We start from the raw sequence: 13,132 nt of genomic DNA, 5'->3' as shown, positions 1-13,132 counted from the left end.
TTGTTTGCCCCTATCACCAGTTCTTAAAGTGCTGCTATTAACTGGCGCCACTTTTCAATAATCGTCTGCTTGCTGTAACGAGTTGCTGAATTGTAGGCATTCGTAATCAGTTGTGCTTGTCGTTCAGGGTGCTGTAAATACTGACGAACTTTCATTGTCAACTCATCAACATCATTGGGTGTCACTAAGTACCCGTTAACGCCATCTTCGATAATATCTTCCGGCCCGTACGCAATTCGATAGCCAATAACCGGCACGCCATAGCTTTCAGCTTCCATTGTGGCTAGCGAAAAGCCCTCTTCCACACTCGTCATTAAGGCGAGGCTTGCCCGCTGGTACTCTTCTGCCAGATTGGGCAAGAAACCCCGAATAACGATATTTTTTTCTAGATGATTGGCCTGAATAAATTGACGCATTTGCATTTCAATCTTTTGCCCATGCCCAAACAACTGCAAAGTCAGGTCGGGAAATTCACCAACTAACCGACGAACCACTTCCAGTTGATGTGGTAATTGCTTTTCTGGCGAATAGCGCGCCACACTAATAATCCGGTGCGGGTCACGACCATCAATTTTAACCGGATGAACCGTTGTATAGCCGACTGGAATCACGACAACTGGTGGTAAATTATCATAGCGTGCCAATAAATCACGCTTTTGATGCTCGGTCGACACAATAATTCGGTGAAATTGGTCTGGATGGGCTAGGACATACCGATAGACCGATTTCAAATGCCCACTTACCACGTCCTCACCAATCCGTAGATGCGTGCTATGTAAGACTGAACACACGCGAGTTGCGGGGCGCGTATGACCTAAGGCCGCCGCCGTTTGTCGGTTACGATCACAGAAATAGACGTCATCAGCAGTGGCCAATTCATTGAAGAAGAATGTCTGAAAAGCCTGTTCGGTATTGAAGAAAAAGTCTCTTTGTTGATAGTTCTTCAACGTAATCAGTCGTAGTTTTGGCTCTGGCCCGGTAATATCATACTGTTTGATAATTTTGACTTGCCCTTGTAAATCATAATACACTTCTGTGTGCACTTCCTGATGTTTCACTAAAAAGCTTGTCCGGCTCAGGAAGCCCCGGTTATCATAAAATTCGCGTCGGACTTTAACACCCTGATTATCAAAATAATTTACATAATCCAATTGTTGTCGCCCGGCGTCCACAAAATGAACGTACATCAAATATTGACCATCGGTATCCAGGACGCGAAAATCCGTCGTATTTGGAACCTGAATCACCTTAAAGTGACAAACAGCTTGCCAATAGTGCATCCAATCATGATGGATTTTAGTCACTGCTTCAGGCATCGTCCCCTGAAAGAAATCATACAAACTAAAGCATTTTCCTTCCGCACCAAAGCGGGCCGCATGCTCATGTAAACGCGGATTATAAGTGACATAGACGCATCGAGCCTGATAACCAGCGGCGTCAAATAGCGCCAGTCGGTTCAACTGTGCCTTTTCAATTCCCGTCAATTTCAATCCTAAACCAGTACCCACAAAATAATACATCACCTAGCCGTTCCCTTCTCAATCTGAAAAATCAACTCATCCTGTCACCGAGTTCAAAAACTTCGAGTACGCACGGACGATTGACCACTTCATCTGTTATATCTATACACTATCTTTACCCTACCATATTTTACGTTACTCGACCAAGATATGAACAGTTTTATTGACATACAAAAATCGCTAGTCGTGAACAACTACCGTATCAGCAGTGCCCGACTAGTGATTTTTCACCAGTTTCAATTAAATTGCTAGCCATACCTAGTGACGCTCAGCACGCTAGGTATTGTTTTGCTCAAATATAATTAAATCAATAATTAGTGTGTAACGAACACCCCAAGACAACTTAGATCTCTGAGACACGCCCACCATGAACTAAAACACCGTCATTTCTTAACATTTTTCAAAGCTTGGCGGAATCCGAAACACTGAGAGCCCGTGCCACCGTCGCAATATCCTTCGGCGTTGTGCGACAACAGCCGCCGATAATGCGGGCCCCGGCGGCTAACCACTGGGGGACAAAGGATGCAAATTGATGACTCAAATGAGTTTCTTGCCAAGTCTTCGTCACGGGATCATATTGATCACCAGAATTAGGATAAACGATCAACGGAACCGCTACAGCAGCCTTCAAAGTGGTTAACGCTGGTGCAATGTTTTCCAGCGTAGTGCAATTGACCCCCACAGCGACCACGTTCGGCTGGGCCGCCACCCACTTTGCGGCCACAGCTAATGACGTCCCATCACATAATGTCTGTGGATCCTTGATACTAAAGCTTACCCAGTATGGTTGTTGCGTCCAAGTGGTTGTGATTAGTTGTACCAAAGCCTGTACTTCGTCTAAACGTGGCATCGTTTCTAATGCAAGCACGTCCACCCCGGCGGCCATGATCAACGCCAGGCGTTCGCGGTGAAAGTCTTGATAGGCACTCGGCGTTAACTGATATGCACCCGTGTACTCACTACCATCCGCTAAGTAAGCACCGTACGGGCCAATACTACCAGCAATCACAGCATCCGTGACATGACTAGCATCACGCGCCGTATGAGCAATTGTCACCGCCTGTTGTATCAATTGACGCGCTTGTGCGGCAGCAATACCAGCCTGCTCAAATGCAGGCACGTTGGCCTGGTATGTATTAGTTGTCATGATTTTTGCGCCCGCATCCAGATAGCTCTGATGGACCGTTTGAATCGCATCCGGGTGGTCCAACATTGCCGTGGCTGACCACAGTGCGCTATTGGTTGCCACGCCCCGTTTTTCTAATTCCGTAGCCATCGCACCGTCCGAGACGACTGGGCCCCGGTTCAATTGTTCAGTTAATGAAAGCATTGCAATAATTGCCTTCCTTTCTACTTATAAATTATGTTATTCTAATAGCATTGTTGATTTTCTAATCATAGTCTAATCATATTAATTCTGCAAGTAAGGAAGGCCGGTACATTATGTCAAAACAAACCCACCTCAGTCGCCAGATGGAATCACGGCACGTGCTGATGATTTCACTCGGTGGCGTGATTGGGACCGGATTATTTTTAAGTTCCGGTTACACGATTCATCAAGCGGGGCCAATTGGGACCCTGCTCGCCTATACCATTGGGGCCATCCTCGTCTATCTCGTCATGCTCTGTCTAGGTGAGCTGTCAGTTGCAATGCCCTACACCGGGGCGTTTCACGTTTATGCGAAAAAATATATTGGTCCTGGCACAGGCTTTACGGTTGCCATCCTATATTGGTTGACTTGGACGATTGCCCTCGGTTCAGAATTTACAGCAGCGGGGCTCATCATGCAAACCTGGTTTCCGCACATTGCGACCTGGATCTGGAGCCTCGTCTTTATGGTGGTCATCTTCACCGTTAACGCCCTCTCCGTACGCTGGTTTGCGGAAGCGGAATTCTGGTTTGCCAGTATCAAAGTCATCGCGATCGTTGCTTTTATTGTGTTAGGCGGACTGGCAATGGTCGGTATTCTGCCACTTCACGGTCATACCAGTGCCCCGTTTCTGAGCAACTATACGCGTAACGGTTGGTTCCCCAATGGTTTTGGTGGCGTCTTTACGACTATGCTAACGGTCAACTTTGCCTTTTCCGGAACTGAGCTAATTGGAATTACAGCTGGTGAGACTAAGGATCCGGCCCACACCATTCCGACCGCAATCAAAACGACCCTCTGGCGCCTGATTATTTTCTTCATCGGTAGCATGTTCGTCATGGCCGCACTGATTCCTTACAAACAAGCAGGTGTGACGCAAAGTCCATTCGTGCTCGTCTTCAAAGCGATTGGGATTCCCTACGCTGCTGATTTAATGAATTTCGTCGTATTGACCGCCATTATGTCGGCCGCTAATTCTGGCCTCTACGCGTCTACCCGCATGCTGTGGTCACTTGCGAACGAGGGAACCATTCCAAAGGTTTTCAAACGAACCACGAAGCGTGATGTGCCGTTAGTCGCCCTAATTACTAGCATGCTGGGTGGCATTCTGGCCCTATTGTCGAGTGTCTATGCCGCCGGTTCGGTGTACCTGGTCTTAGTATCCATTTCAGGACTTGCTGTCGTCATTGTTTGGATGGCAATTGCCCTTTCGGAGATCAACTTCCGCAAAGCCTACCTGAAAAGTGGGCAGTCGCTTGATCAATTGACTTTTAAAACGCCCGGCTACCCGGTCGTCCCGTGGCTGGCCTTTATCTTAAGTGGACTCTCTTGTATCTTGATTTGGTTTGACCCTAACCAGCGGATTGCCTTGTATTACACCATTCCCTTCGTGGCGATTTGCTATCTAGGCTACTATCTCAATCAACGTTATCGACGGACCCACGCCGCAAAGTAAGCCCGTTAGTCAGCTCAACTCACCAAGTCCACCCAGTAATCGCCTTTTGATGTTGACGACCTAAAAACGAACATGGTCATGGCTTTTGCTGGCATTTCTGAATCTACTTTTAAAGTACGATCCAGCCGACGACACCGATTTTTGAACTGCAACAAAACCAAATATCAATTTCAGATCTCTTGCTAGCCCGGCCAGTTGCTAGCAAGAGATTTTATTTATTTCAGCAGTAAATTGATTATCACTAGATAATCGAATAAATAAACCATTAACCCCGTATACAAGCTGATGATTATGCTATGATTAATTTATCAAGAGCATTGGAGGAGTTTCTATGCACCCAGGATTATTACTCGTCAATTTAGGCTCCCCAGCATCCCCACGGACTAAGGATGTCAAAACATACTTACAAGAATTCTTAAGTGATCCAAGCGTCATCGAGATGCCAGCCGCACTCTGGCAACCGCTGTTGCGTGGTATTATCTTACCGACCCGTTCTTGGCGTTCGGCCACCTTTTATCAGGATAGTTGGCTCCCACAAGGCTCACCATTAATCGTCTACAGTCAAGCCATCTGCCAACAAGTACAAGCAGCATTACCCGATTGGGACGTCCGACTAGCAATGACGTACGGTCAACCCGATATCGGTGCGACCTTGAAAGCCATGGTTGCTGATGGGTGTGAAAAGCCAATTATTTTACCACTTTTTCCGCAATACACCCAGAGCACGCACGGCGGCATCCATCGTCAAGTTGAAGCAACTGGATTACCACACACCTTTATCGACAGTTTCTACGACCAACCGACCTACATTCACTTACTAGCAACCAAAGTCTGGCAAAGCTATCAGGCGCATCATTATGATGCGGTCATCTTCAGCTACCACAGCATCCCCACTGCAATGGTCCGCCATGGTGATCCCTATCAACGCGAATGCGAGGCCACGACCAAAGCTGTGTTGGCGGAGCGACCAGAATTACCAGCTGATAAGGTCATTACGGCGTATCAGTCCAAGTTCGGACCGATGCCGTGGTTGAAGCCTTACTTAAAAAATGAGCTCATGCAGTTGGTCGAACTTGGCAAACGCAACGTATTAGTAGTTACGCCATCCTTTGTCGTGGACTGCTTGGAAACCCTCGAGGAAGACTACGTTCAAAATTATCAAACCTTTCGGGCAAGCGGTGGTGATCGGTTTGACTTAGTACCACCGATGAATAAGGATACCGGCTTCAGCCAATTTCTGGCTGACCTCGCTATCCAAAAGCAGGAGGCGTCGAACCATGCAATCACATCGTCATCAAAGTCTTGAAGAAATCAATCAGAGCGTCGCGGTTCCCGACGTTCATCAGATGGCCTTTTGGCGCAAATTTTTAGCCTATAGCGGTCCCGGTGCACTAGTGGCAGTCGGCTATATGGATCCCGGCAACTGGTTGACATCCCTAGCCGGTGGCGGTCAGTTTCAGTACCGGCTTTTAGCCGTGCTCGCATTAGCCATCATTGTCGCCATGTTCATGCAAGGCCTGGCAATCAGGCTAGGCGTTGTAGCCCGGCAAGACTTAGCACAAGCCATCTCTAGCAAGCTGCCCCGGCCCGTGCGTTACGCCGCGTGGATTTTAAACGAAGTCGCGATGATGGCGACTGATATGACGGGCGTAATTGGAACCGCAATCGCCTTAAAAATGTTATTCGGCTTACCACTACTTGCAGGAATTTTACTGACAATTGCGGACGTCTTAGTTGTCTTGTTGTTTTTGAGATTTGGCATTCGGCGTGTCGAAGTAATCGTCCTCGTCGCTATTTTGACCGTCGGCATTATTTTTGGTATCGAGGTGGGACGGGCCCACGTTCAATTTGGCAACGTGTTGCTCGGCTTAGTTCCAACACCATTGATCGTCAAAAATCATACCGCACTAGTCCTCAGTCTCGGAATCTTGGGCGCAACCATCATGCCACATAACTTATACTTACACTCATCGCTTGCACAAAGCCGGCGTTATGATTATCATAATCCAGCCCAAGTCACAGAAGCACTGCGCTTCGCCAATTGGGACTCAACAGTGCACTTGATTGCGGCTTTTCTCATCAACGCACTTTTGCTCGTCCTTGGTGGGACGCTTTTCTTCGGTCACACCAACGCGTTAGCGAGTCTGCAGGCCGTCTTCGATGGGTTAAAAAGTACCACCGTGGTTGGCGCCCTTGCTAGCCCGGTCATGAGCTGGTTATTTGCATTAGCCCTACTAATTACCGGCCTAATTTCATCCATCACTAGCACCTTAGCTGGTCAGATCGTCATGGAAGGTTATTTACACATCCGCTTACCGCTATGGCAACGCCGGCTGCTTACTCGCGCTGTCACGCTAATTCCGATTCTGATTATCGGTATGTTAGTCGGCTTTAGTGACGCTGCCTTTGAAAACTTGATCATTTACGCGCAAGTGGCACTCAGCATCGCCCTCCCCTTTACCTTGTTGCCACTAGTTGCGCTGACAAATGACGCCAGCCTGATGAAGACCCACGTTAATCGCCCAACGGTAACGTGGGTGGGATATGGACTGGCCGGAATTATTACGGTGTTGAATATTTATTTGGTGTATAGCTTGTTTTGAGATGAGATCCATTCACATAGCTACTTTGACTTCAGCACTAAACTAAAGGCCGTCAACCGCGAAGCATATACGCAGGTTGATGGCCTTTTGATACTCCAACTCAATTATCGTGGATACTAATTTCCCAATTTTTAGCGATAAATAGTCATACCCCGCAATGTATCTTCTATCAGACAGTATCGCAACGTTATCACTAGTTGCTATGCTAGGTAAAAATTCCCCAGTACAACCCGCACCCATGAATCGCAACAGTCCCAATTGCTAAAATGACCATTTTAGCCAAGCTACATGCCCAATATCAATGGTGCTGGCTCGAATCATATTACTAAATAACATTGAAAAGACAACAAGACACTAGTCAAATTAATTGCCAGCTTTAGTCGAGGCGCATCCGTTACGTTAACTTTTTTGTAAGGTGTCATCATTTATCCAAAACCTCTTTCACAAACAATTAGTTTAACCACTATATTTAGAAGCAATCCATTCAGTTTAAACAATATCACACCATATGTAAGTCACCTTGAACTCTGGGCAATTACATGTGTGGTAACCCACCCGCATTCCATGTACTGATACAATTAAATGACACCAACCAAACTAATCATAAGGCACTATGGTAAAATAAAAACCGTGATTATCGCAAGGATAACCACGGCACGAAACGAATTGGCTTGAATATACGTGCTATATATTACTTCGTTTCATACCCATTATAACAGATAAAAGTTACGATGGCTTTTCATAGTGGTTACATTCATAAATTTTTAAAACCCACGTTTACCAGAATAAAACATCTCACCAGAGTTTAGATTACATAGTAGAAAGGAAGCATCTCAACATGGTAAAAATTGCAGTCCTATCTGACGTTCACGGTAACGCTACTGCACTCGAAGCAGTCTTAGCAGACGCCCAGAAACAACACGTTGACGAATACTGGACAGTAGGCGACATGACCGTTCGCGGGCCAGAATCGGAGCGCTGTCTCACCTTACTAGACCGCGTTCACCCCACCGCCTACGTTCTCGGAAATCACGAGGAAAACTACCAAAAAGTAATGGCAGCCAATCCCAACACGTTTACTAAACCCAAACAAATTATGGCAACGGTTCTCACTGCTTTTGATCGGCGCCAGCTGAGTTCGACACACTTTGAACGGTTACTGAACTTACCAATGACAGTCATCAAACACGTCGGCCCGTTAACCATCCGTCTCCAACACGTTTTACCGACCGTCGCTAGTGGACACGCGCTCGCACCAACTGCCAGTCAGGCCAACTTTGACCAAGCCGCTGAAGGCGATATCGATATCGTCATCTACGCGCACACGCACCAGCCCATCATGCGCTACGCAACCACGGGACAGTTGATTCTAAACGCCGGGACAGTTGGTCTTCCGACTGCCATTAATCCCCACCTACGCCAACCACGAGCAAACTACTTGCTTCTGACAATTGATGAGACTGGCCTCCAGCATGCTGATTACCGCGCCGTAGATTTCGATTGGCAGCGTGCTATCACGATTGCGCAAAATACCCACTTACCCTACTTCGAATTCTATGAACAAACTTTGCGGACTAATACTTACCAATATGCACCGAGTGCGGTCGCTGCTTATAATACGCAACATGACATGGCCCGAGAAGCGCGCAAGATTTTACTTGAAAATCGTCACTGAAAATCTCCTAAGAATCGGTAGAAAATAGTTTCATTTTTCTAAAAATTCTGTATACTTTTAAAAGTCGATTACTGCTTCGGCAGTCAATCGCTGTTCAAGAGAGGAGCTAGAATTATGTACTTTAAAAAAGCGACCCTCGATGATCTCGATACGATCATCGACATTCTGAGTGACGGCCGTAATCAACTTGCTGAAGCTGGGGTCAACCAGTGGCAAGGCGACTACCCGTCTCGCAAACAAATCACGGCCGACATCATGCAAGGATCAGCATACTTATTCAATGCCGACGACAACGCAACGGTCGGCGCTGTCGCTGTCGTGCCTTCACCAGACGAAACTTACGATACTGCGAAGGCCGAATGGTTAAATACCACGGCACCTTACGTCGTGATTCACCGAGTCGCGATTCATTCTAGCCATGCAGGTCATGGTTATGCCACTCAATTATTCGAAAAAATCATTGCTCATATTGCTGCGGATCATCCTGAAATCAAGAGCATCCGTATCGATACTCATGCCGACAATCAAGCGATGCAACATCTGATTGCAAAGATGAACTTCAAGCGAGTTGGCGAAATGGTCGGTGTATACCATGTCGATGACGTTTGCTACGTCTATGAAAAAATGCTCTAATTAATCTGAGAACCTGACCACTTGTGGCAGGTTCTTTTTTTACGATCAAATCCAATCAGTCATGCTAAATGACTACTCGTTTGCGGCAGTTGTCACAGCTAAGTCCTTTTGCTCAGCAAATACACAACGAGTGGCTGTTTGATTCTTATAACCGGCGCACTAGTTGCAGCCCGATTAAGACAAGCTTGGCTTCATTTTTGTAACAAAGTCGCCAGTGCTGCATACCGTTTGCGCCAGTCCAAAATAGTTAGCGACTCACAGGGTTGCGTTAATAGCCAATCCAACTGTGCTTGCCGGTCAGGCTGATCTAAGAAGACATAACTCCGCGGCGTAACAAAGTTTTCAAACTGACGACGTAACTGTGCCAACGGAATGTTAGGTAAGGTTGTAAAAGCCGTAATCGGTAACGCCAATCCGGCTTTAGCGCCTTCAAAATAAGCCGCGGTGGTTGTGGGCGCGTCATGCTGTAACAATGCGCCCACAAGCGCTAATTGTTCAGGCACGAGTTGCAGACCCTGATCACAACGCAAAAAGAGTTGAATTCCCCCATTATCCCCCGTTGTATAGACAAATGCTTGAAACGGACGTGCAAAAAAACGCCGACGATATTCCAGAATCTTGGTGCCATTGATAATCGCTTGTGTTGGTTCTGGATGCAACGAAAATAATAATGTTGGCCGCTTTGGCAAGTAATAATCTTTAATCGTTGGCATGGTGCCACCCCTCCTTCACTAATTAGCACTAAGTATACCCCATTTGCGAGCGTGCGCCAACTAATCGTGATTCGTGAAAACACGAACTATAAATAGTTAACAAACAATATTATTCTGACTTTGTCCTAAATTTGCTGGATTTAAACCCTAATCAGTCGTATATTATTCGTATAAACAAAAAAGGCGGTATTAATATGCATTGGTTGGCGGATCTATTGGCAGCAATCGGGGTCGTTTTAAACGGGATCCCACAAGGAATTATGGCGATGAGTCTCGGTTTTGCGGTCTTTCCGACTGTATTTTCATTCGGATTAGTTGGTTTAATCAACGGCGTGGCTAGTTCAGTTGCACCGGTTTCATTTCAAGCGGAATCCCTCGCACTAGTCGGGCACCTGGGACACGATTTACGCGAACGGTCGTCGATTATCTTTTTAGGTGCGAGTCTGATGTTCGTGATTGGCTTGACCGGTACTCTGCCGCTCATCGTTCATAGTCTGGGCAATCAGCTTATGGCAGCGATGATGGCAGGAGTTGGCCTGATGTTGGCTAAAATCGCGTTGCAAATGGCGCACGAACAACCCCAATTTGGGTGGCTGTCAATCGGCTTGGCGGGTGTGACTTATTTGATCAGTAAAGATTTAGTATGGACAATTGCCGTTTCAGTGATTGGAACCAGCTGTTACGCAGCGACGACACATTATCGCGTCGCACTACCGGAACATGTGACGACCCGCAAATTACAATTTGTCAGGCCACAGTTCAGTTTTAAAATCCTGCGAGGTGCTCTGAGTCTAGCTTGTCTTAATATCGGTGCTAACCTCTCGTACGGCTTAATTACTGGCCAAATGACGGGACAACACCCCAACCCGGTCAATCTAAATCTACTGACTAGTAGTCAGGCATTAGCAGACCTGGGAACTAGCCTTCTGGGTGGTGCGCCAGTAGAAACGATTATTTCCGCGACAGCCAGCGCGCCTGAACCAGTAATCGCGGGTATCCTAATGATGTTGATCATGATGCTGATTCTATTACTGGGATGGCTGCCAAAGCTGGGAAAAGTTGTGCCTAGCACTGCAATCGCCGGTTTTTTGTTTATCTTAGGGACCATTGTCATTTTCCCGGAAAATGCAACCACCGCTTTGCACGGCTCGTTAAGTACGGTTGCAGGCGTAACGCTCGTCGTGACCGCCCTTGTCGATCCATTCGCGGGGCTAATGACCGGGGCACTCCTAAAATTTGGTTTACCATTAATTGGATTGGGGTTATAAATATGCAAACTTATCAGTTAACATTAGGATCGCTGACACGGCAGTTACCATTGATTCGATTAAATGCCACGACTAGCATCGCCTCTTTCGTTCTATTGGGCGACGCTGAGCTGACCGACTATGCTGCCCGTCAGCTCAGTCAACGGCTAACTACCACTAAATTTGATTATTTAGTCACGATGGAAAGTAAGGGCATTCCGCTAGCCCAGGCACTAAGCCAGGCCACAAACCACCCTCGCTTTATCGTTTTACGTAAGAATCGTAAGGATTACATGCAGCACCCGCTTATCGAACCGGTAAGCGCAATTACGACCAGCACCCCACAACAGCTAGTTTTAGATGGTACTGACGCCGCACTAATCAATCATAAGCGCGTTATCATTATCGACGACGTCATTAGCAGTGGGGGCTCGTTGACAGCTGCCAACGCCCTCCTACACCAAGCTGGCGCCCAAGTGGTCAAGCAGATGGCAATTTTAGCAGAAGGCGCCGCCAGCGAACGAACAGATATCGATTTTTTGGCACCGTTACCATTATTTGACTAGCTGCGGTTCAGAAACACATTACAACTCACTAGCGAGTCACAAAGCAGAACAAGCACCATGGACTTAAACCAACTACTTCAGTTATCACCGAGTGCAACGAGCAAGTTTTAGATGGATGGATTCGTTTTAAAGACCTACCATAATATGAAAAGCCCTATGTTAGCATGATTTATGCTAATACAGGGCTTTTCGATGCTTACGAGACTATTTCTACGTTCATATTCATGCAATGCTAATATTGTAAATTTATTCTTTGCAATTGGAAAGTTCACCCAAAAATCATTTTGCCTATTTTCGCATGATTCTAAGAATACAAAAAAGCCGTTATATCAACGATATAACGACTTCTTAAAGGTACTTAGAGCTTCCTGAAAACCTCTTAGTACCGGCGATCGGGGTCGAACCGATACTCCCTCAACGGGAACTGGATTTTGAGTCCAGCGCGTCTGCCAATTCCGCCACGCCGGCAAAATAATAACTAGATGGAACATAAATCTGATCAGGATTATAACCTTTTCAGGAAAGGCGGTAACCGGATTTGAACCGGTGATGAAGGTTTTGCAGACCTCTGCCTTACCACTTGGCTATACCGCCATCATTTATTGCCCAAACCCAACTGGGTTAGCTGGATTCGAACCAGCGCATGATGGAGTCAAAGTCCATTGCCTTACCACTTGGCTATAACCCAATCAAAGGGCGGTAGGTGGGAATCGAACCCACGCGTGCCGGAGCCACAATCCGGTGCGTTAACCACTTCGCCACTACCGCCATCATGGCAGGGATAGTAGGAGTTGAACCCACACCGACGGTTTTGGAGACCGTTGTTCTACCATTAAACTATATCCCTATAAAGAATGGAGGGGAGTGGATTCGAACCACCGAACCCGAAGGAGCGGATTTACAGTCCGCCGCGTTTAGCCAGACTTCGCTACCCCTCCATAAATGGCGCGGGACGGAATCGAACCGCCGACACATGGAGCTTCAATCCATTGCTCTACCGACTGAGCTACCGAGCCATATCATTCTTCATGATGGAGTCTATTAAATTATTGATGAGTAACTCTCATCAGATGGAGGATACAGGGCTCGAACCTGTGACCCTCTGCTTGTAAGGCAGACGCTCTCCCAACTGAGCTAATCCTCCATAATGACCCCTACGGGATTCGAACCCATGTTACTGCCGTGAAAGGGCAGTGTCTTAAACCACTTGACCAAGGGGTCATATTTATTATATCTAACTAACGGAGAGTAAGGGATTCGAACCCTTGAAACAGGTATAACCCGTTTACAGCATTTCCAATGCTGCTCCTTCAGCCACTCGGACAACTCTCCATGGCTTACCGTAGATA

The 13,132-nt window shown here is 46.8% G+C and carries 10 protein-coding genes and 10 tRNA genes; 7 read left to right on the top strand and 13 right to left on the bottom strand.

The window, feature by feature from the left end; all coding sequences use genetic code 11:
• Window positions 1-23: 23 nt before the first annotated feature.
• Window positions 24-1,520, bottom strand: coding sequence for a glycosyltransferase (locus ACWQAU_RS15080; RefSeq protein ID WP_003643192.1), 1,497 nt, complete (start codon window positions 1,518-1,520; stop codon window positions 24-26).
• A gap of 400 nt (window positions 1,521-1,920) precedes the next feature.
• Window positions 1,921-2,850, bottom strand: coding sequence for a homocysteine S-methyltransferase (mmuM, locus tag ACWQAU_RS15075; protein ID WP_021356637.1), 930 nt, complete (start codon window positions 2,848-2,850; stop codon window positions 1,921-1,923).
• Between the two features lie 113 nt (window positions 2,851-2,963).
• On the opposite strand from mmuM, the gene ACWQAU_RS15070 reads away from it, so the two are divergent.
• The 5 genes from ACWQAU_RS15070 to ACWQAU_RS15050 all read left to right on the top strand — a co-directional run bounded on the left by ACWQAU_RS15070 (window position 2,964) and on the right by ACWQAU_RS15050 (window position 9,257).
• A complete protein-coding gene (locus tag ACWQAU_RS15070; protein ID WP_003644217.1) occupies window positions 2,964-4,346 on the top strand; it encodes an amino acid permease in 1,383 nt (460 codons plus the stop codon).
• A 331-nt stretch (window positions 4,347-4,677) separates the two neighbouring features.
• Window positions 4,678-5,652, top strand: coding sequence for a ferrochelatase (gene hemH / locus ACWQAU_RS15065; RefSeq protein ID WP_027821356.1), 975 nt, complete (start codon window positions 4,678-4,680; stop codon window positions 5,650-5,652).
• Window positions 5,624-6,949, top strand: coding sequence for an Nramp family divalent metal transporter (locus tag ACWQAU_RS15060; protein ID WP_027821357.1), 1,326 nt, complete (start codon window positions 5,624-5,626; stop codon window positions 6,947-6,949). The genes hemH and ACWQAU_RS15060 overlap by 29 nt, the downstream gene beginning before the upstream one ends.
• A gap of 838 nt (window positions 6,950-7,787) precedes the next feature.
• Window positions 7,788-8,624, top strand: coding sequence for a metallophosphoesterase family protein (locus tag ACWQAU_RS15055; protein WP_053566578.1), 837 nt, complete (start codon window positions 7,788-7,790; stop codon window positions 8,622-8,624).
• A 114-nt stretch (window positions 8,625-8,738) separates the two neighbouring features.
• A complete protein-coding gene (locus tag ACWQAU_RS15050) occupies window positions 8,739-9,257 on the top strand; it encodes a GNAT family N-acetyltransferase (RefSeq protein ID WP_003643199.1) in 519 nt (172 codons plus the stop codon).
• Between the two features lie 191 nt (window positions 9,258-9,448).
• Here the strand turns inward: ACWQAU_RS15050 and ACWQAU_RS15045 are convergent, their stop codons facing one another.
• On the bottom strand, window positions 9,449-9,970 hold the full coding sequence (locus ACWQAU_RS15045; RefSeq protein ID WP_003645282.1) for a hypothetical protein: 522 nt from the start codon (window positions 9,968-9,970) through the stop codon (window positions 9,449-9,451).
• Between the two features lie 194 nt (window positions 9,971-10,164).
• Between ACWQAU_RS15045 and ACWQAU_RS15040 the strand changes: the two genes are divergently transcribed.
• Together ACWQAU_RS15040 and ACWQAU_RS15035 are read left to right on the top strand one after the other, a co-directional pair.
• Complete coding sequence (locus ACWQAU_RS15040; protein WP_027821359.1) at window positions 10,165-11,238, top strand: guanine permease; 1,074 nt, start codon at window positions 10,165-10,167, stop codon at window positions 11,236-11,238.
• Window positions 11,239-11,240: 2 nt separating this feature from the next.
• Complete coding sequence (locus ACWQAU_RS15035; protein ID WP_003644211.1) at window positions 11,241-11,783, top strand: phosphoribosyltransferase family protein; 543 nt, start codon at window positions 11,241-11,243, stop codon at window positions 11,781-11,783.
• A 383-nt stretch (window positions 11,784-12,166) separates the two neighbouring features.
• Here the strand turns inward: ACWQAU_RS15035 and ACWQAU_RS15030 are convergent.
• The 10 genes from ACWQAU_RS15030 to ACWQAU_RS14985 all read right to left on the bottom strand — a co-directional run bounded on the left by ACWQAU_RS15030 (window position 12,167) and on the right by ACWQAU_RS14985 (window position 13,115).
• A tRNA-Leu gene (locus ACWQAU_RS15030) sits at window positions 12,167-12,251 on the bottom strand.
• A 55-nt stretch (window positions 12,252-12,306) separates the two neighbouring features.
• A tRNA-Cys gene (locus ACWQAU_RS15025) sits at window positions 12,307-12,377 on the bottom strand.
• A 22-nt stretch (window positions 12,378-12,399) separates the two neighbouring features.
• Window positions 12,400-12,471: transfer RNA gene (locus ACWQAU_RS15020), tRNA-Gln, on the bottom strand.
• Between the two features lie 7 nt (window positions 12,472-12,478).
• A tRNA-His gene (locus tag ACWQAU_RS15015) sits at window positions 12,479-12,551 on the bottom strand.
• 5 nt (window positions 12,552-12,556) lie between these two features.
• Window positions 12,557-12,630 (bottom strand) — tRNA-Trp (locus ACWQAU_RS15010).
• 8 nt (window positions 12,631-12,638) lie between these two features.
• Window positions 12,639-12,721: transfer RNA gene (locus tag ACWQAU_RS15005), tRNA-Tyr, on the bottom strand.
• Between the two features lie 5 nt (window positions 12,722-12,726).
• Window positions 12,727-12,799: transfer RNA gene (locus ACWQAU_RS15000), tRNA-Phe, on the bottom strand.
• Between the two features lie 55 nt (window positions 12,800-12,854).
• A tRNA-Val gene (locus ACWQAU_RS14995) sits at window positions 12,855-12,927 on the bottom strand.
• 4 nt (window positions 12,928-12,931) lie between these two features.
• A tRNA-Glu gene (locus tag ACWQAU_RS14990) sits at window positions 12,932-13,004 on the bottom strand.
• A gap of 21 nt (window positions 13,005-13,025) precedes the next feature.
• A tRNA-Ser gene (locus ACWQAU_RS14985) sits at window positions 13,026-13,115 on the bottom strand.
• Window positions 13,116-13,132: the final 17 nt, after the last annotated feature.

The organism is Lactiplantibacillus sp. 3062, from assembly GCF_055413545.1.
The sequence above is the reverse complement of the archived record's forward strand: the minus strand, read 5'-3'. Positions and strand labels throughout refer to the sequence as shown.